The sequence below is a fragment of the Bacillus sp. GW823-FHT06B01 genome, assembly GCF_058952315.1.
The window spans coordinates 493,546-514,727 of the sequence record NZ_JBXAHR010000001.1 but is presented as its reverse complement, the minus strand read 5'-3'; the positions used below and the strand labels follow the sequence as shown (position 1 = coordinate 514,727).

The window sequence follows — 21,182 nt, the reverse complement described above, 5'->3', positions numbered from 1 at the left end:
TGTATGTACATTTGTTAATTTATTCGATATATTATGTGTATTGAATGATTACGAAAAGCTTATTGGTCGCTAAAAAACACCTTATATTTTTATATCCGAGAAAACTACAAAGTGTATAAAATTCCATTTGTCAAATGAATTTAATGCGGAAGGAGGTTTGTGGTTACTTCATCGGGATATAACCATCAGTTTTGAACTGATAAAAATATAGGAGGCGACATAATGTTTCGTACGATTTCAAATTTCATGAGAGTAGCTGAGATAAGAAACAAAATTCTTTTTACACTAGCGATGCTAATTGTTTTTCGAATTGGCACGTTTATTCCAGTTCCTCATACTAACGCAGAGGTATTAAAAGTACAAGATCAAGCTAACGTTTTAGGTATGTTAAACGTATTTGGCGGAGGAGCACTGCAACACTTCTCAATCTTTGCTGTAGGTATTACACCATATATTACAGCTTCCATCATAGTACAATTACTACAAATGGACGTTATACCTAAATTTTCGGAATGGGCAAAGCAAGGAGAAATGGGCCGAAAGAAATCAGCTCAATTCACTCGATACTTTACAATCATTCTCGCATTCATACAAGCCATTGGGATGTCTTATGGTTTTAATAATATAGCAGGTGGACAATTAATTACAGATCAAAGCTGGACTACATACTTATTTATTGCGACAGTTTTAACTGCAGGTACTGCATTTTTACTTTGGTTAGGTGAACAAATTACCGCTAATGGCGTTGGTAACGGTATTTCGATGATTATCTTCGCAGGACTTGTTGCGGCGATTCCAAATGTTGCGAATCAAATTTATTTGCAACAATTTCAAAATGCAGGCGATCAATTATTCATGCACATCATAAAGATGGTCTTAATTGGTCTCGTAATTTTAGCGATAGTTGTTGGTGTTATTTACATTCAACAAGCTGTACGTAAAATACCGATTCAATATGCAAAAGCTGTTTCAGGAAACAATCAATATCAAGGAGCAAAAAACACTCATTTACCTCTTAAAGTAAATAGTGCTGGTGTAATTCCAGTTATCTTTGCTTCCGCATTTTTAATGACGCCGCGTACAATTGCGCAGCTCTTCCCTGATTCAAGCGTATCGCAATGGTTAGTTGCAAATCTTGATTTCGCACATCCACTTGGAATGACGCTTTATGTCGGTCTGATCGTTGCTTTCACATACTTCTACGCATTTATTCAAGTAAACCCTGAACAAATGGCTGAGAATTTGAAAAAGCAAAATGGCTATGTGCCTGGTATTCGTCCTGGTAAATCAACCGAACAATATGTAACGAAAATTTTATACCGTTTAACATTTATCGGTGCAATTTTCTTAGGTGCCATTTCAATTTTACCGCTCGTATTCACAAAAATTGCTACATTACCACCTTCTGCACAAATTGGTGGTACAAGCTTACTTATCATCGTCGGTGTAGCACTTGAAACAATGAAGACGTTAGAAAGTCAGCTTGTGAAACGTCATTATAAAGGGTTTATAAAAAAAGTAAATTAAGTAAAAAACACAGTTGGTTATTTTTCCAACTGTGTTTTTAATTCTACTACCTTTCCTTCTCAAATAATTTCCCTTGTTTGAAATAGCTCCGAAGTGTGGATCGATTAGCTAAAAATACACCAACCAAAATAAAACAAGCACCTATTCCCATTGTAGGGTTTAAAGGTTCCCCTAATATGATATATCCTACAATAATAGCAATTAACGGTGATACATATAACCACGTTGACGGGAATACAGGATTTGTTTTTGATAAGAGCCAATAATATAATCCGTGCCCACCAATTGATCCGATAAAGATAAGATATAAAATAGGCCACTGTACACTCCATGAAGCTAATACAGATACATTCGGTTGTTCTACTATGACGGATACGATTAGTAATAATACCCCTCCGTAAAACATTTGAATACCATTAATGAGAAATGGTGATACACTTTGTAAATCCGAAAGTATTTCTTTTGAGCGAATAGAGCCTATTCCGTAAAATAACTCTCCTATTATTAACACAAAACAAGCGATACTCCATATGAGACTTACTTCTTGGTGCGTTCCTGGTAAAGAAACAAAAACAACACCTATTAGTGCGATAATTAATGCTACGAGTTGCTCCTTTTGCAATTTTGTCTTATTTCTCTTTGCTTGTAATAACAAAATCATCATCGGCCCCGTAGCAGAAAGTACAGCAGCTAACCCTGAAGAAATATATTGTTCCGCCCAGTACAATGTAGCAAATGTCATAAACGTTAAGCAAAAACCAGCATATATAATACGTTTTGAAAATACATGTGGCATAATTTCCTTTCGCTTTAACTTAAATATAATCATCAGAATGACGCCTGCTAAAAAGAAACGAATTCCTGCTGAAAATAATGGGGGCGCTCCTGCTTCAATTCCGATTTTTATCGTTAAAAATGTTGTTCCGAAAATAATACATACTAAAATATAATTGAAAATGACCATTTTTCTTCCTCCTTTTTACTCTTAACATGAGTATAGAAGGTATGGTGTATAACAGTGTATCTATGTATATAACAGTTACTTAAAATTGTAGTTGATTCTTTTTATATTTTTCGCTTTAATAAAATAAAAACGAAAAAGGTGAAACCATGAAGATTGTCCTTCGTAAAGAATCCAACATACCGTATTACAGGCAAATATATATGCAAATCGTTGAAAGAGTACAAAGTGGCATGCTTGCGCATGGTGACCTCCTTCCATCTTTACGCTCTATGGCCGAAGATTTGCAGATTAGCCTATTAACTGTTCGTAAGGCATATAAGCAATTAGAAAAGAAAGAATATATACGCATTGAGCAAGGAAAAGGTGCTTATATACATAAACATGTAAAGAAAGATTTCAAACCAATTCCGTACAAATGGCAACAAACGAAAACGATTAATGTTATGCGATCTCAATATGCAATGAATCAGCACCGAAAATATTACGATTTTTCACAAGCGATTTTGTATCCTCGTTTATTGCCAAATCCATTCTTAGCAGACGAAATGCATAAAATACTTCATAAAGACCAGATGATTCTAGCAACTTATGGGCCAGTACAGGGTGATTATGAACTGCGAGTTGAAATAGCAAATTACTTAAGTGAACACCAAAATTTAGTGACCGATCCATCTAAATTATTAATTACAAGCGGAGCACAACAAGGAATTGATTTAATTGCTCAAACATTATTAAAACCTGGTGATATTGTATTAGTGGAAAGTCCTTGTTACAGTGCTGCGCTTGATATTTTCATCAATAAAGGTGCTAAAATTATACCAGTTTCTCTTGATAATCATGGAGTTCGCTCCGACTTAATCGATGATATTTGCCAAAGTAAAAATCCCGTATTATTGTATACGAATCCAACTTTCCAGAACCCGACAGGTACAGTAATGAGTAATGAACGGCGAATGGAACTTATAGAACTAGCAGAGCTATATGAGTTTTTTATAATTGAAGATGATTCTTTCGGAGAAATATATTTTGAGGGTGCTACTATTTCCTCTCCTATCAAAAATTTTGATACGAATGGTCATGTAATATATATAAAAGGATTTAGTAAAACGTTAGCACCAGGATTGCGTATCGCCTCTCTTATTGCCGATGGGCCTATTTTTGAATGGCTATATGCTGTAAAAGGTTCAATGGATATCGGTAGTCCTTTATTAACGCAAAAAGCACTCCTTCCTTTTTTACGTGCAGAACGTATGAAAAATCATTTAGAAAAATTACGTACGGCTTTACAAATTAGACGTGATATTACTATTGATATGTTATCACCACTTAAAGAATTACGATTTGAAATACCTAATGGTGGCTTTAATTTATGGATTACACTTCCTGATTCGATAGATCCCTTTACCTTATTACAAAAAGCAAATGAAGTAGATGTCTCTTTTTTACCAGGAACAGCTTGTCTATTAAATACAGATATAAGTAATAACCAATTACGGATTAGCTACTCAATGTTAAATGAAAAAGATATGTTGATTGGTTTAGAGAAATTACATGATACAATACGAAACTGTATATTATAGAAATAACATTAAATATCCAATAAAAAATACTATCCAAAATGAAAATGTGACTTTTTGGATAGTATTTTTTTCTGCGTTTTTTGTAGTTCAACTTCACTTTCTCTACAAGCCACTATTTTCATTATCCTCCGACTTTCATTACAATTTTACCTCTAATATGTTGACCTTCACTCAAAATATGAGCTTCTCTAACCCCCTCTTCATTAAACGGCACAACTTTACTTATAATTGGTTTTATTTTTCCGTGTACAATTAATTTTGATAATGCTTCTAATTGCTTTCCGTTTGGTTTTAGCCATAAAAATCCTGATTTTATCCCTTTTACTTTTTGAATTGGCTCATGAACAATCGAAACTAACACACCACCAGATTTTATAATTTGAAAGCTTTTTTCTTGTACTTCGCCACCTATTGTATCTAATACAATATCGAAATCTGATAGTAACTCTTCAAATTTATCTTTTTTATAATCAATAACGAGATCTGCTCCTAAAGACTTTAAAAACTCTTCATTCTTACTACTTGCGGTTGTCGCAACAAAAGCTCCAAATGATTTTGCGATTTGGATTGCCAAACTTCCAACTCCACCAGCTCCAGCATGAATGAGTACTCGGTCATGTTCTTTTATTTTTGCGTAATCTACAAGACTTTGCCACGCTGTAAGTCCTGCAAGAGGGATAGAAGCTGCCTCTTCGAAACTTAGATTAGTAGGCATATAAGATAATAAATCCGATTTTACTGTAATAAATTCAGCATAAGAGCCCTTCCCTATATTTTCAGGTTTCGTAAATACTTTATCTCCTACTTTGAAGCACTCTACCTCTTCCCCAACTTCTTCAATAACCCCAGCTACATCCAACCCTAAAATAATTGGAAATGAAAATCGCAACTGTTCTTGTAAGTCTCCTTTTCTTATTTTCCAATCAACAGGATTAACAGATGTCGCGAGAATACGTATCAATACCTCGTTACCTTTAACAATTGGTTTTAAAACTTCTCTTTCTTTTAATTCTTCAACATTACCATATTGATCTATAACAATTGCTTTCATGTCCATTCCTCCTTGCTATTTATTTTAATAACATACAAATATTTCTCAAAATTTTTTGCCTTGAATTATCATAAACTTATTTTTGGGGGTAATTACGTAAGAAGCGTTATGAATTCCGTAAGAAAACGTACACTCACCTTAGAATCACTCAAAACTGTATTTTCAATTACATTCAAAAGAAATGGGGAGAACTCTATGACTGAAAAGAAATTTAAAATAAACGGGATTGATATATGTACAGAAAGCTTTGGGAACCCTAAAAATCCAGCTATTTTATTAATTATGGGTGCTACGTGTTCAATGGTTTATTGGGATGAAGAGTTTTGTGAACAGTTAGCTAACACGGGGAAATTTGTTATTCGTTTTGATAACCGTGATGTGGGATGCTCTGTTACATATGAGCCTGGAACTTCCAATTATACAGTTACAGATATGGCTGAAGATGCAATTGGGGTCCTCGATGCTTATCATATTGATAAAGCACATCTATTCGGTATGTCATTAGGTGGAATGATCGCTCAAATTGTTGCTGTAAAACATCCCGAAAGAATTTTAACGTTAACATTACTGGCTACAAGTGTGATAGGCTCTGACGATAACACGCGCGATTTACCTCCGATGGACGAAAGAATTTTAACACATCACGCAAATGGCACGCATTTAGATTGGACAAATAAAAATGTTGTAGCAAAATATTTAGTTTCCGGATCTCGCCTATTATGTGGGTCCAAACGAACATTTGATGAAAAAAGAGTCTATAATCAAGTAAAACAAGAAATAGAACGCGCAAACAATCTACTAAGTATGTTTAATCACGCTTTACTTCAAGGTGATGATGCTTATGAAGGTGTGCTTCACTCCATACAAGCACCTACATTAGTTATTCACGGAACAGACGATACTGCACTCCCTTTTGAACATGGTCTCGCACTTATTGATGAAATTCCTAACTCAGTCCTACTAACCCTTGAAGGCGCAGGACATGAAAATCATCCTGATGACTGGGAAGACATCATTCATGCAGTTATTGAACATACATCTAAAATATAGATAAATAACGAATAGAAGGGGCACACCATAATTTGTGCCCCTTCTATTCGTTACATGTAAAAAAGCCCATCACTGTATCCATATGTATAGTGATGGGCAATACTTATTTTTTCTATGTTTAAAAAAACGGACAATCTAATTGATCAACAGATTCCCATGATTTTTTTTTTTTATTATCGGTGGATTTATTAGCTTCTAGTGGCACGTTTTTAAAGGGATTTACTTCGACCTTTAATAAAGATGATGGCTCCACGTATAATGAGAAAACATGGCTACTTGGTATAGCTTTTGACACATCAATATCTCCTACTTGTTTAAAGAGTTGCTGCGCTGCAAAGAAAAAGAAATTGGTTGGGTTTGATTGTTTATTCAGCCATGCAATCATTTCAGGTGATACTGATTTATGAATATTGATTTTTACTCGATCACCACGTTTATATCGCCTAGATCGCATACTTCCACCAACTAACTTATCGTTAAGTTTGTAAATCCTAACTCTTTTTGCTTATGCTCTCTATATTTTGGCGAACAAGTGTAGACTAATAATCCACGTGCATTTGTAAATAATGGATTATCTACAAAGATTACATTTGTTAGTCGTCCTTTTTGTTTTAAAATCATTTTTAAACTGTTTTTAATGATAACTGCGCCCCCGCCATAAATAAATACGTATGGATCGTCTTTCATGTCATCAATTTTGTTTATGATATCTGTTGCGACACGCGCTGCTAAACCTAATAATGCTGGTTGTGATTCTTCAACTAGTAACGCATTTCTTGGGTGCTTTTCATTTAAATAAATTTGGTTAAACTCTGTAATACTATCAATCGTCTTTGTTGGATACTTCCGATTCCATCTTGTAATAATTTGTAGTAACGTTTCTTTCACACCGTATGATAAGCCCTTACTTAGTTGTGGTCTAAAGTTCACACCTAGTGAAACTACTTCTTCTGTCGTCCCTGCACCAATATCAAAAGACAATAAAGTTTTATCAACAAAATCAATTTCTGAAACTTGATTTTGTTCACATTCTATTTTATGTTTCACTACATTTCCTTCTTCATCATATACAATGCCCCACGTACCAGAAGCGCCTTCAGGTAGGCATTTACAATATTCGATTGAAATATTAATTGTCACATCACGTCCGTTTGGATAATGGAACACAACCTTATGATTGCCCATATAACGTTTCGCATTTTCCGCAGCTATTTCTTGTGTAATAAGCTGCATAGGAAGAGCAACAGATAAATCATAACGAATATTAATATGACTAGAAGTTGGACTTTGACGCATAGCACTTACTGCTAAACCAGATAGAATTGTAATAACCATTAACTCATCAGTTGACTTATTTGATTTCTTCTCAACCTCAGTACCTTTTAATTGATCTTGAATGACTTTTTCCCCAACGATATACCGCACGTTATTTAACATTAGCGATGGAGAACTAATGGTCACATCAATGTGATTTTCTAATTCAGATAATGAAACATCACTCTCATCTAACAATCCTGTAGGCTCTCCTATATATAAAGAATATATACTTGGAATAAAAATAGGGTCTTGCCCTTTCACCATTAACTTCAAACCGTTATTTCCTGCATCAGCACCAGCTTTTAATAGAATAGACATAACTACCCCCTAAATTAATCTGACATCCCTTCCAAATATATGCGAGCCCTTTCTTTTACATTCAAATGTAATGTAATTTTTTATAAATCGTAAAAACAAAATATCATATTCTTGCACCATTTATGTAAAAAGTATTTGACATTAAACTTTTCCAATTTTATACTATGGATGTAAAGAGTTTTTTACATCACAGGAGGTGTCATTTCTAAATTGAATCATAAAAAATTTATTTTCATAATTATCGTTTTATCATTAATCGGAGTTCTCATACATGGCGCATATAAATATGTAACGGAAGGTTCGATTTTTGGAGGGACAATATTCGCTTTTTCGTTAATACTTGGTAATTTACTTAATCAAATTACTTGGGGAGATCCAAACGGAGTATCGGAAGAAAGCAAAGATGAAATGGGACAACAAATTAAATATAAAAGCTTTAAAATTGCTTATTTTGCACTTATATGCCTTATGTTTTTTATTGTAATATTATCAGAAGGATTTTCATTCCTAATACTCGATGAAATAAAGAATCTTCCTCTTTTTATCGCACTGTGTTCTTCGTTCTTTATTTATCCTATCGTCGAACTTATAGTCGCAAAACAATATAAATAAAAAGATGAGATTTTGTAAAGTGATAATAATGTTATTTAATTTTGATTAAAAAATATAAGAGCCTCGCTACAAATCATATTGTAGTAAGGCTCTTTAAAGTTGTTTAATTTCTAACCTTTTAAATGAGTTTGTAAAAAAATTATTGGGATTCTTCTTCTAGAAAATTAAAATCACCATCAATAAGATTCTGTAAATACTCATCAAAGCTGTTTGCAATCACTTCATATTCATCAGGGTCGTGCAAAAAACGAATGATTTGGCCACATACACCTTCATCAGAAGGGTTAAAATCAATATAGAGTCTTGATGTTCCACCATTGTTCATACAGTCTGAAAAATGAATATAAGTGCCAGGGAGAAGTCCTTTTGGATTTATCTTAGAATCAACAGTATCCTCGTCATCTTGGTATTCTAAAAGATAGGATACGTCTTCTTCTTCTTTTGAACTTTCGAGCATCTGCTGTGTAGAAAGCAAATAATATGGATACTCTTCAACATCTGAGCCTAAAATACATACCGCAACTTTATTTTCTCCATATTTCCGCCAATATGTACCATCAATATTTTCAAGAAAAGAGATTAGTGATTCTGGACAATTTGGATATTCTAGCCTTAATGTATCAATATCCTCTTTTGTAGCACCGCACGCTTTATTTAGTGTTTCGAGATCATCTGTTGATAATGCTGCTCTCAAGCCGTTTAAAAATTTGTTTACCAAATCCATTACTTCGTCCTCCCAATAATAAAATATAAAAATTTTTTATTAATCTATATACCTAACATAAATAAGATTTGACTTTTAACTGTTTTCACATCTAATTTAATTTGTACCATTACACTCTATTCCTTCTCGATTAAAGTATTGTTCTAGTAACTCTTTACCTGTTTTGATTGTAGTATAGTACTCTCCACCATACAGTTTCCCTTCTGATGGATTGTGAAAATCTTCGTATTTCTTGAAGTCTTCATTTTCTTCAAATGATTTCTTTGCAAGTTCCATGTCTGTTGTTTCAATCGCACCAAAAACTCTACCAATATCAAAAACCCCTTCTTCATCAAAACTCTCTTCTAAAAAATAGTGTTTATCCTCTTCTATAGACGTTATCTTACCTTTTGTAACTGAGTATAGGTGCTTCGTTTCTTCTACTTGTACCATGATAAAAATCCAACCAACTCTTATAACTGTACATGGTGCTAACCCCTCTAATGTAAATGCAACTACCCTTTGGTCTTTCACAAATTTCCCCATCTTACCTACCTCTTAATTCGTTTTATTTTATACTATAACCATAGTCTCTTAAACATTTATCTACCCTAAGTAATACGTCTCTAAGAGTTTTCTTTTCTGTAGATGTTAATCTATTGTCAATCGTATTCCAATATACTTTACCGTATTTCTTTACATCCCCTCAACTATCGCTTTTAATTTATTCACAGTCCGCCAATTTCTTACTGTAGCTGGTGTATGTAACTTCTGAAACTGGTTCATTAATTTAGAATTTCGAATGCTATTTTTGAAAAATAAATACACAACTTTTTCATGAATATAGCAATCTTCAGTCTCATTTTTTTGCATAAGCAGCTGATCTTTTTCTTTTTCAGAAAGTTCGTTTGCTAAGAAAGCAACATGTATACTTTCCCCTTCTAGCAATGAATCGGCTTCATAGGGGCATCTTTTTATCATATTTATAAATTCCTCATGTGTTCTTAACATGACTGGAACATCAAAACCAAAAACGTTTTTAATTTCCGATTGTATTCGTTTATTTAAAAAATCAACATCTTTTTCAGATTCGAACACGATATTACCGCTTTGAATATATGTTTTTACTTGTTTTAACTCTATTGATTCAAACATTTGTTTTAAATCCGCCATTTTGATTACCTTATGCCCACCTACATTGATTCCTCTTAGTAATGTAATATAAATTGTCATATCAATCCTCCCCATTTAAATGAGCCGAACAATTGAGTTGATTTTCACTCTCATATTTCTCGGATATTTGTTTTAATTCCTCTAACATATCATGTATAGATAATACCTCAAACAAAATGATAGATTCGCTTGAAAAGTGATGATGTTATTGATTTGGTTTACAATGTCCTAAATCATTTTTATAATCCTAAAATTTTTTGTCTAATTCATCAATCAGTTTAAAATGTTCTTCATCTATTTCATTACAATTATTTCTTAATATAGAAATTACAGAATGAACCGTTCGCTGTAATATCTCTTTTTTATTTTGTGACCAGTCTCATGTTTCAATTGGTGCTCGAGCTAAATTATCTATATGGTAAATAATTTGCTGCAATATATGGAGTTGCTTCTGCATGGCTAAAAAGCTTCTCATTTCCTTCTTTGTATGTCGATGATATTTCCAATCTTTTTGCTCATATTGAACAAATTGTACCGCTTTATGTAATGATAAATTCAAATTAGATAGATTATAGGTTGTCTCTTTCGTTATAACTTTCCCTTCAATTAATGCATTAAGCCATTCCTCCATAATATTTGCAGTTTTAACAAATAACTCCTCTGTACATCCCGAAATGGTTTTAAGGTAGTGTGGTGGCAAAATGAAAAAATTCACTAAAGTAGATACTATAATACCAGTAGATGTAGTAGCTAATCGAATTAAAAATGCAGTGAAATAATGATCTGTCGTAATAGGGATCATTGCAACAGCAGTTAATGTTGCGACTAACGTTCCCGCATGTAACTTTAGTTTTTGACATGTAACGATTGTAAACATCGCTGCTAACGCGTAAGAAAGAGCCTGATGACCTAGGGAAAATGTGAAAGTCATTGCATACGCCGATCCAATTGTTGAAGCTGGAAAACGAACTAGCCCTTTTTTTATAGAATCCGTTGCAGTTGGCTCAATCGTTACAATAGCCGTGATGACAGCAAAAATAGTAGGTATATTGAAAAATTCACAAACTAGAACTGTAAGAAAAACTGCTATTCCGGTTTTTATCACCCTTCCTCCAACAATATTCCATTTTCTAACTTGATTCATTTTGTATTTCCTTCATTTCTATTTCATTTATATATATAATCTACATTATATATCGTACTAAATAAAAAAACTTACTACTTTGTTATGCAAGAGTAAGTTTTTCTTCTCGTTATTTCATGATAGGTAAATGCATTATAATTTGTTGACCAATTGGTCCCATTCTTCTAAAGCCTTTATCTTGGAAGCCGACTTTTTCATATAAATTTTGTGCAGGAATATTTTTTTCATTCACAGCAAGTACAACCTCATTTTTTATCGGGAAATAACGTTTTACAAACTCTTGTAATAATGCCAATGATTTTTTAGCATATCCTTTCATTTGCCTATTGTGATTTATAGAAAACGAAGTTAAAAGTAAAGCATCTTGATTGTCTGTGAACTCCTGTACTCTATCCCCTGTTTGCAATGCGAAAAGACCAACAGGTACCCCATTGTAATCTAAAATAACAATCACATTTTTTGTTCGATCACTTTTTGCTTTCTCCAATAATTCACCTGGATCTAATGTGAATTGAACTTGTTCACTTGGTAAAGTAAATGTTTGTATAACTTCTTTATACTTCTCCTTATACGGAACTAATTGAATTTCCCCTGTATGTATGTTCATGCTAAACTCTCCCATTTTTCAACTTATTAACTTAAACCTTGCTGCGCTTTTGAATGCACTTTTCCATCTAAAAAGGTAATTTCAACTAATGAAGTTGGATCGCTTCCCTTCCATGAAAAAATTTGTTTAATTTGTGTAGAATCTTCTACACCTTCTTCTATAAGTAAATTACCATCAAAACCAATTACATCTTTCACTTCAATATAAGTCATTCCTTCATTTATATTCGAGAAATGATTTATATTGATAGACTCTTTCTTCTCACTTTCCAACACAGTAGAAGAAGTCGCTGTTTGTTTTTTTACTTCTTTCTTCTGTTCACACGCTGTCATACTGAAACCTAAGCATAAACTACATACTATTAATGCGCTTTTTTTCATCATAACAGTTGTCCCTCCCACCATAATTAAACCATATATTCCCTTAAAAATAAACTGAATATTAAATATTATATTGAAAAATCCCCGTACAATTAAGTACGGGGTTAACTTTATTTATTCAAATGATTATTTGATTGGTCATTCTGTTCTTTTCTTAGTTCTTGTTCTTCATCTTTTGGTAATTGTTTATCATTATCTTTAATTGGATTCGTTTCTCGATTTTCAATCATGTCATTTGGAACTTGTGGCATTACTCGGCCAACAATTGCTGCTAACTCATCAAGTATACCTTCACCTGTTTTTCCTTTTTTAATTTGTTTTCCAATTTGTTTCAGTCGTTCATACGTATCAACATCCGCTACAACGACTGCATTAGCACCATCCGGATCGTTTTTTAAACTTTCTGCTACAGAGTATTTAATGGACTCCACGCGAGTTCGATCGAGTTTCGCTTTTACATCAATACCTACAATAGCATATTTCCCCACAACTACCGCTGTTGCATCATTCACACCTGGCACACTTGCGGCTAAAGATGCTAAATGGTCCGCCGCTTTTTCATTTGGCTTATTTGGTTTGTTTGTATAATTAACATTTTTCGTCGAAACATTTTTTTGCTCCGGTTTTTCGTTTGGATTGTCCTTTTTTCCAATACTGCATCCTGTTATAAAAAAGCAAAGCATCAACATATATATTAAGATCTTCATTATTCTCACCACTTTACTATTAAAGTTTAATCATAAATTTTTTCAACAGCTTGCATTTTCTTCACTTTTTCCTCTGCTCCGCTATTTGCATTAATGAAAATTTGGTACGTATCTTTCCCTAAAGTACCTACAAATTCATAGCAAAGTACTTCATTATGCAAATCATTTACAACTACGGCTTTACGTTCTTCCATAACTTTAACATCTGGATTGATTTTCTTTCTTGCTTCTGCTGCAGTTAGCTTTGCTGAGGGAACTGTTCGTTTTTGGTGTGATGCTAAATATTCTTTTGCAGAAAAACCAACGATAGAACCATCATCTAAAGCAATTTTCATTTGAATTGCTTCTGGATAAATTCGTACGCCATTCTCATTTACTACATACGTAAATACACCAACGTTATCATATTGTGAGCTATCAAAAAGCTCCATATTATTAAACTTGTGGTCCTTTAAAAATTTCAAACCTTTACTTCCTGCATCGTTTAAACTAATTTTCTGTTCTTTAATTTCTCGGTTATTCATAACCCAAATTGGATATCCGCCTTTTCCGGTAATATCCATATAAAACTCATTATTCGTTGCTGGATCTTTAATTTTCACACTATAGAAAGATTCTTTCGCACCTTTTCCGCTTTTCTCAACATCTACTTTTTCATTTCCTTTTAAATTCAAAAATGATTTTGCGATTTTCGCCGCTTCATCCTTAGAAATTGCTTTTCCTTCTGCTTCAAATCCGCCTTTTTTATTTTTTTGCGCACTAGTAAAGGTCGGTCCGAAGTTTGTAGACGAATACGATGTTACGTTTTTCTCTACTGTTTTTAATCCATCAATAATTGTATTGTCTGCAGGATCACGATTTGATGCGAGTGCCATCTCAACATCCATCCAGCGTAAATTATTTTTCAAAACAAGATGTTGTACTTTTCTTAGTTCATCTTGTATATTGCCTGCATTTGAATATAAAGTTTCCAACGTTTTGTATTCTTGATCATTTAACGGCTCTTTTTCTAAATCACGAATGGCTGCACGGTAACTAAAATCACCGATATTTGCTAAAAATTCTTCCGTTTTATTAAAAGGCATTAATGTTAAAGGCAGTTGTCCTACATCCGAACGAGCTACAGATGTTATTCTCCATACGTCTGCTAATGCAGGTGATAAAGATGCACGTGAATTCATCGCGAGCGTTGTTCCAATTTTGTCGTGCAATAAATCAACCTCATATGCTAAATCATGAAACGCACGTTGATAGCTATTTTCTGCTCGAATTAATACTGCATTCTTCTCTTGATGTTCTTTGTAGCCCCAATATCCTGTTCCAACTACACCGACTGTTAATAATACGATTATAATACCTCGTAACATAGTTCCACCTCCGCTCTATTTACAGAAAATATGTTTCCCGATCTTTTTAATTTGTGGACGAGTCCAAATCCATTTACTTGTTGCGGTATCTGGATTGAAATAGTACAATGCATTTCCTGTTGGATCCCATCCATTAACTGCATCTAATACAGCTTTTTTCGCTGTTTCATTTGGCGTTAAATATATTTGTCCGTCTGCTACCGCTGTAAATGCTCTTGGCTCAAAGATTACACCCGAAACGGTATTTGGGAATGAGGCACTTGTAACTCGATTTAAAATAACCGCAGCTACTGCAACTTGCCCTAAGTACGGTTCACCACGAGATTCTCCATATACTGCGTTTGCCATAAGCTGAATGTCATTTTGAGAATAACCATTTGGAACATTTGTCCCTTTATTTTGAGATGGTTTATTTTCTTGTGCAGTACCACCACTATTTCCTTTATTCGTTGTCGTTCCTTTATTAGCTGTTGACTTGTCATACTTCGTTGCTTTTACTAGCATTTGCTTCGTTTTAGCTCCAGCTAAACCATCAACAGGTAATCCGAATTTCTCTTGAAAATTTCGAAGTGCCCAGTATGTACCCCATCCGAAAACACCATCCACTTTTCCCGTATAAAATCCGTTATATTTCAAACGAGATTGCAGTTCAATGACATCTTCGCCAGATGCTCCTCTTTGAATGACTTGATTAGAAAAAGCTTCAACATTTTTTAGTTGTATACTACTTACCATCAAAGATAGTCCTATGAAAGCAAGTAAAATTGCTATTTTAAAAATAGCTTTTTGACGCATGATTTTCCCTCCTTAATTACGGAAATGATTTCTTGGTTATGTTTTGTAAAAGCCTCGCTTTTATGTAAAGAAGACAAAAAAATCCAAACTCATATCGTTGAAAAAATATGTAAACAATATAAAAAAATATAAAAGGAGTTCATCATGAAAAAATTGTTAAAGCGTATCGCACTCGTCATTTTGTTCATAACTACATGTTCAAATATATATACTGTCCCATCAATTGTTCATGCGCAGCCTCCGTATGCCAAATGGGGGAAACTTGCTGTAGAAAAGACGAAAGAACAATACCCAAAAGCGGAGATTATTGATTACCTTCATATAGGTAGAAAACCGAAAACCGTTCAAATAACGGTTGAAAAATTTAAATTGTGGCTACGTGAAGATGGAAAAGAATATGGTGTTTTTGTTGATGTAGAATTTGAAACGAAGACAGATAAATTTATAAAGATGACATTTCAGAAGACGAGTAGATAAAATGAAAACCCCACTGTTAAAATGTTAACAGTGGGGTTTTCATTTCTAAAATTCTTTCCTAAAATCTCGGTTCCCTAAAAATCTTACCAATATACAAATAGCACCAATTACAACTGCTATCCCTATACTGTATATAAGTACTCTACCATATCCACCTATTCTCGGATCTAAAAACGGATATGGATACCAATTTACGATTGGACCACGAATTAAGCTGTACACAACGTAAAAAAACGGGAATAAGAGCCAACTTGCAGCTTGTTTCCAAGTGATTTTCTTACTAGGTGGATTTAAAATCCAATCTAAAAGCATGGCAATTGGCATGATATAATGTAGCACCGTATTCACCCATGGTATTGCGGTTTGAAGTGATTCTTCTAATCCTCTTAATAGCAAAAAATAAATGAGTCCTGTCGTAAGTATATATACAGTTGCGGCACCACGAAGTATACTAAACTGCTCTGATCGACCAAATGTAGCTGTTCCAATACTACTTAAAAGGAGAATACATGCAACTAAGATGTTACTTTCAATCGTAAAGAAACTAAAAAAGTTAACTGGATTGAACGGTTTCACTTGTGCCCTTATTATAAATTGCGTAATAATGGCGCTACATGCTAGAAGACTTAAACATAGTCTAAATAAAGCTAATGTTTTTACACCTCTCATACATTCTCTCCTCTTCTTATATCAACTTATCATTCTCTTGTACATGCTCAATAAATAATTTCAATGGAACGAGTCCGCGTTTTGGCATATGGCTACTAATAACTGCTACCAGTTCTAACTGTGGAATGATAACGATGTATTGTCCGCCGTATCCCATAGCAAAATACATACAATACGGTATGTGAAATCTTTCGTTATTCAATACCCACCAGTGATATCCATATGCCCCGACATGTTCATACGTTTCAAATAGAGGTGTACTTGATTCTTCTAACCATTTCGAGGATACAATTTCATTACCCTGCCAATATCCATTCTGCAAACATAATATTCCGAGCTTTAATAAATCTTTAGATTTCATTTTCATACCGAAACCGCCGACATGTATGCCTTGCGGATCTTGTTGCCACTCATATTCGGTAATTTCTAATGGATCAAATAAATATCTTTTCGCAAACTGCTCTGTCGACATTCCGGTAACTTCTTGAACAATATAGCTAAGCAAGTGAGAAGACCCTGAGTTATAATTCATTTTTGTAGCTGGTTCTTCCATTATTGGTTTTTCTAATATATACTGCACCCAGTTTTCCGATTCTACAAAATCATTTGGGAACACTACTCCATTTCCGAACTCTTTCCAATCCTCACCTGTAGTCATCGTTAATAAATGATAAAGAGTCAAATCCCGCTTTTCATTAGATACATTTTCAATCCACTCTATAATCGGTGTATGTATATCATTTATATATCCTTTATCAATTGCAATACCAATTAATATAGATACAATGCTTTTTGTAATCGAGTTTATTTTATATAAATTACTTGCACATTCTATCGTTTTATAATATTCATTGGTTAGCTCACCTTTTTGATAAACGAGAAATGTATTTACTTTTTTCTTTTCAAATTTATTTTCTAGTTGCTTGAAATCCAAAACTTTACCTCCAATTAAATCATTACCTTATTTATTATATCTTGTAGCTTTAATTAAAACATAAATGCGTTCAAATAAAAAACAAACCTGCCAGTAATAAACTGACAGGTTTGTTTTTTATAATTTCGTACGAACATTCCAAAGCTCTGGGAAGAAACATTGATCAAGTACCCTTTTCAAATAAGATACACCAGAAGATCCACCTGTTCCCATTTTATGACCAATAATACGTTCTACCGTTTTCATATGACGGAAACGCCATTGTTGTAGCCAGTCTTCAATATCGATTAATTTTTCAGCAAGCTGATATAAATCCCAATACTTCTTCACATCTGCATACACTTCTATCCATGCTGCTTCTACTGTTGCGTCTTCTTCATAAGGCTGCGTAATATCACGATTTAACACATCTTTATGAATAGGGAATCCTTCTTTTACAAGAGCTTGAATTGCCACATCATACAAACTTGGTGCATGTAGTGCTGTATGAAGTCGAGCGTGTAATTCTGGATCTTTTTCATAAATTTTTAATGCGTGCGGCGTTTTATAGCCAAGCGCATACTCAATCATACGATATTGATACGATTGAAAACCTGAAGCTTGACCGAGTGAGTCACGAAACTCAATGTACTCTGATGGTGTTAATGTTGCAAGAATATCCCAAGATTGAATAATTTGCGACTGAATTTTTGATACACGTGCTAACATTTTAAAAGCTGGTTGTAATTTATCTTGTTTAATAGATTCAATCGCTGCGTTTAACTCATGTAAAATAAGCTTCATCCAAAGTTCACTTGCTTGGTGAATCACGATGAATAACATTTCATCATGATGATCTGATAATCTCTTTTGAGAAGATAGTAAACTATCTAATTGTAAATACTCCCCGTACGTCATATTCTCTTTAAAGTCCGTATGAATTCCTTTTTCCATAATTACCTTTTCGTTTTCTTTCATATTAGCCAAACGCCCCTTTTATATAATTCTACTTATATTGGTCTAATAACTGCTCGAACTGGACTTCCATCTGCATCTGTTAAGGCAAGTGGTAATGCGATTAATTCATAATCGCCGTCTGCTACATGATCTAGTACGACATTTTCTAAAATGTGTATACCATGTTTAAACAATTGGTGATGCGCTGCTAATTCTTTATCGTCTAATGGATCTACTGATGGTACATCTACCCCAATTAAACGAATTCCCTTTTCAGAAAGAAATGGTGCGATATCAGCACGTAAATGCGGAATTACATCCGGGAATTCATTCGCTTTACCATGTGAAGATGTGCGTAACAACAAGCGTTCTATACCTTCTAAATGAAAGGTTTCTAATTCCTTTTTCCCAATGCTTTCAAGATTAGAAACATCAATGATCCGCGCTGGACCGACATAAACTTGAACATCTAAATCTATTACTTTCTTTCCATCATTATCAAAATGAAACGGTGCGTCAATATGAGTACCTGTATGAATACTCATCGTTAACTTTCCGACATTTACTGAGCCACTCTCTTCTTTTGACCATGAAACTTCATACGAGAACGGTGTATCACCTGGCCAAGTAGCAATATTATTATTTAGCGGTTGTGAAATATCAATCCACTCTGAAGCTTTCATACTTATGCCACAACCTCTCGCTTATTTTCAAACTGCTTATACTCTTCATCTTTCATAATTTTCTTTAATATTTGTACAGATTTCCACACTTCTTCGTATGTGTTATATAAAGCGACCGGCGCAAGTCTTACTCCATTAGGTGCACGGAAATCAGGGATAACTCCATTTGCTTTTAACGCTTTACATATGCGTGCTGCTTCTGCATGTTCTAAATAAATGTGCCCGCCTCGTTTTTCATCCTCTAATGGATTTCCAATTGTAAATCCGTAATCTTTTAATTCATAATCAATTAAATCCAGCATGTATCTTGTAATATGTAGCGATTTTTCACGTAAACGTTCTATACCAGCATCTTTAAATATTTCAAGAGAACCAATTAAAGGTGCAGTACTTAATACGTGCGGTGTACCAATTTGATAAGCACCTGCATGATCAGCAGCTGTTAATGTATGTTCCATATCAAACTGCTTATCTTTTCTAGAACTAAACCAACCTGATAATCCTGGAAGTCTATTAAAATGCTTTTTATTTACATAAAGGCCCGCTACTCCACCAGGTCCTGCATTTAAATATTTATAATTACACCAAATGGCGAAATCAACATCCCATTCTTTGAAATAATGCGGAATAGAACCGATTGAATGACATAAATCGAATCCGATATGAATACCACGCTTATGTGCTTCCGCTGTTAAACGTTTCATATCAAGAATTTGGCCGCTTCTATATAGTACAGAAGGCAATAAAATTAACGCGATATCATCTGTCATTGCTTGAATAATATCATCTTCAGAAAGTGTTCTACCGTCTCGGCTCTTCACTCGTACTAAATGCTCATCTGGATCTAGACCCTTTAAACGAATTTGACTTTGAAGTGCATATATATCTGACGGAAATGTTAATTCATCAGCAAGAATTTTTGTACGTATTCCTTTCGGCTCATAAAACGTCGCAATAACTTGGTGTATATTCGTAGTAGTGGAACCGGTTACAATTGTTTCTTCCGATAAAGCTCCAATAAGAGGCGCTGTCAATTCACCTAATTTCTCCGAAAGGAAAAACCACGGATGCTCACCCTCTGTCCAGCCATCAATTCCATACTCTTTCCATGAATGTAGCAACGTAAGTAACGATTTCTCTGCTCTTTTTGAAAGTAGTCCTAATGAGTTTCCATCTAAATATATTGTTCCTTCTTTTTTATAGAATTCAGTTTGAAAATCTTTCAGTTCATCATGTTTATCACATTCAAGCGCATATTCATAAGTTGATTGAAATGGTTCTTTATACATGGTGTCACCTTCTTTTAATTTTCTTTTTATTCTAACTAATTGAAATATATCACCATAGTTGATATAACGTCAATGATATTATGTCAGTTGACTTTATATATGAATTTCTTTTACAATACAGTTATATTTTCAGATATTTCAGTATAAAGAGGTGATTCTTTGAAAAACAATACTCTTTCATCAAGAAAACACCGCTCCATAGAGACAAAGAAGAAACTATTACACGCTGGTTACACTATTTTTATACAGAACGGATTTCAAAAAACGACAATTACACAAATTATTAAACATGCAGAAACCGGTTATGGAACGGCATATGTATACTTTAAAAACAAAGATGATCTCCTCATCGTTTTAATGGAAGATGTTATGAATCAATTTTATGATATTGCTGAGCGCTCCTTTTCCCCTCAAACGAAAGAAGAAGCACATAAAATGATTCAAAATCAAGTTAGAGCATTCCTACAATTAGCAGAAAAAGAACGAGCTATATTGCAAGTTGTTCAAGAAGCTATAGGATTATCAAAAGAGATACGTCAAAAATGGGAAGAGATACGGGAACGCTTTATAAACAGTATTGCGCAGGATATTACATACTCTCAAGAAGGTGGCTTAGCACAGCCTCAATTAAATAAAGAAATTGTAGCACGTGCTTGGTTCGCGATGAATGAGATGTTTCTTTGGACGATTGTGAAAAATGATAAAAAATTAGAATTAGAAGTGATAGTACATACATTGACGGAAATGTATACGACTGGGCTATATAAATAGCACACTCATTTATATAAGTGTGCTATTGTATGGTCTATATGTGGGTATGGTTATGCTAAAAGTGTTGTTTTAAATAACAGGAATGTTTTAGCAATATTTCCAAGGTAAGAAAAAAGAATGTATTCTCA

Annotated in this window: 23 protein-coding genes and 1 pseudogene; 6 read left to right on the top strand and 18 right to left on the bottom strand. The window is 33.8% G+C overall.

The genetic code is table 11. From position 1 onward, the window contains the following. The first annotated feature begins 222 nt into the window (after positions 1 to 222). Positions 223 to 1,527, top strand: coding sequence for a preprotein translocase subunit SecY (gene secY / locus AC1Q8N_RS02790; protein ID WP_048547274.1), 1,305 nt, complete (start codon positions 223 to 225; stop codon positions 1,525 to 1,527). A gap of 46 nt (positions 1,528 to 1,573) precedes the next feature. On the opposite strand, the gene AC1Q8N_RS02785 is transcribed toward secY, so the two are convergent. Further along, a complete protein-coding gene (locus AC1Q8N_RS02785; protein WP_493521055.1) occupies positions 1,574 to 2,491 on the bottom strand; it encodes a DMT family transporter in 918 nt (305 codons plus the stop codon). A gap of 146 nt (positions 2,492 to 2,637) precedes the next feature. Here AC1Q8N_RS02785 and pdxR point away from each other — a divergent pair, with 146 nt between their 5' ends. Next, positions 2,638 to 4,071, top strand: coding sequence for a MocR-like pyridoxine biosynthesis transcription factor PdxR (gene pdxR / locus AC1Q8N_RS02780; protein ID WP_098067933.1), 1,434 nt, complete (start codon positions 2,638 to 2,640; stop codon positions 4,069 to 4,071). A 121-nt stretch (positions 4,072 to 4,192) separates the two neighbouring features. On the opposite strand, the gene AC1Q8N_RS02775 is transcribed toward pdxR, so the two are convergent. Beyond that, entirely contained in the window at positions 4,193 to 5,122 is a 930-nt protein-coding gene (locus AC1Q8N_RS02775; protein ID WP_098077485.1) for an NADP-dependent oxidoreductase, read from the bottom strand. Between the two features lie 195 nt (positions 5,123 to 5,317). Between AC1Q8N_RS02775 and mleBCA the strand changes: the two genes are divergently transcribed. Next, positions 5,318 to 6,172 (top strand): BCA family alpha/beta fold macrolide esterase, encoded by an 855-nt coding sequence (gene mleBCA, locus AC1Q8N_RS02770; protein ID WP_098077488.1) that lies wholly within the window; start codon positions 5,318 to 5,320, stop codon positions 6,170 to 6,172. A 118-nt stretch (positions 6,173 to 6,290) separates the two neighbouring features. On the opposite strand, the gene AC1Q8N_RS02765 is transcribed toward mleBCA, so the two are convergent. Both AC1Q8N_RS02765 and AC1Q8N_RS02760 read right to left on the bottom strand, forming a co-directional pair. Continuing rightward, on the bottom strand, positions 6,291 to 6,626 hold the full coding sequence (locus tag AC1Q8N_RS02765; protein ID WP_493521054.1) for a hypothetical protein: 336 nt from the start codon (positions 6,624 to 6,626) through the stop codon (positions 6,291 to 6,293). A gap of 11 nt (positions 6,627 to 6,637) precedes the next feature. Continuing rightward, positions 6,638 to 7,807, bottom strand: coding sequence for a ParM/StbA family protein (locus AC1Q8N_RS02760; protein ID WP_000025617.1), 1,170 nt, complete (start codon positions 7,805 to 7,807; stop codon positions 6,638 to 6,640). A gap of 210 nt (positions 7,808 to 8,017) precedes the next feature. On the opposite strand from AC1Q8N_RS02760, the gene AC1Q8N_RS02755 reads away from it, so the two are divergent. Then, positions 8,018 to 8,419, top strand: a complete 402-nt coding sequence (locus tag AC1Q8N_RS02755; RefSeq protein WP_098642431.1) for a hypothetical protein — start codon at positions 8,018 to 8,020, stop codon at positions 8,417 to 8,419. A 139-nt stretch (positions 8,420 to 8,558) separates the two neighbouring features. Here the strand turns inward: AC1Q8N_RS02755 and AC1Q8N_RS02750 are convergent, their stop codons facing one another. From AC1Q8N_RS02750 to sleB, 9 genes and pseudogenes are all read right to left on the bottom strand, one after another. Continuing rightward, complete coding sequence (locus AC1Q8N_RS02750; RefSeq protein WP_048547287.1) at positions 8,559 to 9,143, bottom strand: SMI1/KNR4 family protein; 585 nt, start codon at positions 9,141 to 9,143, stop codon at positions 8,559 to 8,561. 96 nt (positions 9,144 to 9,239) lie between these two features. Beyond that, a complete protein-coding gene (locus tag AC1Q8N_RS02745; RefSeq protein ID WP_048547289.1) occupies positions 9,240 to 9,668 on the bottom strand; it encodes a hypothetical protein in 429 nt (142 codons plus the stop codon). A gap of 150 nt (positions 9,669 to 9,818) precedes the next feature. Further along, complete coding sequence (locus AC1Q8N_RS02740) at positions 9,819 to 10,355, bottom strand: DUF1697 domain-containing protein (RefSeq protein ID WP_098077491.1); 537 nt, start codon at positions 10,353 to 10,355, stop codon at positions 9,819 to 9,821. Position 10,356: 1 nt separating this feature from the next. Continuing rightward, positions 10,357 to 11,439 (bottom strand): annotated as a pseudogene (locus AC1Q8N_RS02735) (aromatic acid exporter family protein). 109 nt (positions 11,440 to 11,548) lie between these two features. Continuing rightward, entirely contained in the window at positions 11,549 to 12,046 is a 498-nt protein-coding gene (locus tag AC1Q8N_RS02730) for a GNAT family N-acetyltransferase (protein WP_098641832.1), read from the bottom strand. Between the two features lie 26 nt (positions 12,047 to 12,072). Then, the gene (locus AC1Q8N_RS02725; RefSeq protein WP_048547297.1) at positions 12,073 to 12,429 is read right to left on the bottom strand and encodes a hypothetical protein; all 357 of its coding nucleotides are present in this window, start codon (positions 12,427 to 12,429) and stop codon (positions 12,073 to 12,075) included. A 107-nt stretch (positions 12,430 to 12,536) separates the two neighbouring features. Next, positions 12,537 to 13,133: a YhcN/YlaJ family sporulation lipoprotein gene (locus AC1Q8N_RS02720; protein WP_048547299.1), complete on the bottom strand. Its 597-nt coding sequence runs from the start codon at positions 13,131 to 13,133 to the stop codon at positions 12,537 to 12,539. A gap of 26 nt (positions 13,134 to 13,159) precedes the next feature. Then, the gene (ypeB, locus tag AC1Q8N_RS02715; protein WP_048547301.1) at positions 13,160 to 14,500 is read right to left on the bottom strand and encodes a germination protein YpeB; all 1,341 of its coding nucleotides are present in this window, start codon (positions 14,498 to 14,500) and stop codon (positions 13,160 to 13,162) included. 15 nt (positions 14,501 to 14,515) lie between these two features. Then, positions 14,516 to 15,295 carry a spore cortex-lytic enzyme gene (sleB, locus tag AC1Q8N_RS02710; protein WP_048547302.1) on the bottom strand — a complete coding sequence of 260 codons (780 nt, stop codon included), beginning with the start codon at positions 15,293 to 15,295 and terminating at the stop codon, positions 14,516 to 14,518. Positions 15,296 to 15,439: 144 nt separating this feature from the next. Here sleB and AC1Q8N_RS02705 point away from each other — a divergent pair, with 144 nt between their 5' ends. Then, the gene (locus AC1Q8N_RS02705; RefSeq protein ID WP_048547304.1) at positions 15,440 to 15,772 is read left to right on the top strand and encodes a DUF3889 domain-containing protein; all 333 of its coding nucleotides are present in this window, start codon (positions 15,440 to 15,442) and stop codon (positions 15,770 to 15,772) included. A 45-nt stretch (positions 15,773 to 15,817) separates the two neighbouring features. On the opposite strand, the gene AC1Q8N_RS02700 is transcribed toward AC1Q8N_RS02705, so the two are convergent. The 5 genes from AC1Q8N_RS02700 to kynU all read right to left on the bottom strand — a co-directional run bounded on the left by AC1Q8N_RS02700 (position 15,818) and on the right by kynU (position 20,283). Beyond that, the gene (locus tag AC1Q8N_RS02700; RefSeq protein WP_064475460.1) at positions 15,818 to 16,441 is read right to left on the bottom strand and encodes a Pr6Pr family membrane protein; all 624 of its coding nucleotides are present in this window, start codon (positions 16,439 to 16,441) and stop codon (positions 15,818 to 15,820) included. A 16-nt stretch (positions 16,442 to 16,457) separates the two neighbouring features. Next, positions 16,458 to 17,375, bottom strand: coding sequence for a serine hydrolase domain-containing protein (locus tag AC1Q8N_RS02695; RefSeq protein ID WP_098047680.1), 918 nt, complete (start codon positions 17,373 to 17,375; stop codon positions 16,458 to 16,460). Positions 17,376 to 17,492: 117 nt separating this feature from the next. Then, positions 17,493 to 18,332: a tryptophan 2,3-dioxygenase gene (kynA, locus tag AC1Q8N_RS02690; RefSeq protein WP_000661964.1), complete on the bottom strand. Its 840-nt coding sequence runs from the start codon at positions 18,330 to 18,332 to the stop codon at positions 17,493 to 17,495. A 32-nt stretch (positions 18,333 to 18,364) separates the two neighbouring features. Further along, positions 18,365 to 18,994: an arylformamidase gene (gene kynB, locus AC1Q8N_RS02685; protein ID WP_048547311.1), complete on the bottom strand. Its 630-nt coding sequence runs from the start codon at positions 18,992 to 18,994 to the stop codon at positions 18,365 to 18,367. A 2-nt stretch (positions 18,995 to 18,996) separates the two neighbouring features. Next, positions 18,997 to 20,283: a kynureninase gene (gene kynU / locus AC1Q8N_RS02680; protein WP_098077500.1), complete on the bottom strand. Its 1,287-nt coding sequence runs from the start codon at positions 20,281 to 20,283 to the stop codon at positions 18,997 to 18,999. 159 nt (positions 20,284 to 20,442) lie between these two features. Here kynU and AC1Q8N_RS02675 point away from each other — a divergent pair, with 159 nt between their 5' ends. After that, positions 20,443 to 21,054 (top strand): TetR/AcrR family transcriptional regulator, encoded by a 612-nt coding sequence (locus AC1Q8N_RS02675; protein WP_098077503.1) that lies wholly within the window; start codon positions 20,443 to 20,445, stop codon positions 21,052 to 21,054. The last annotated feature ends 128 nt before the right edge of the window (positions 21,055 to 21,182 follow it).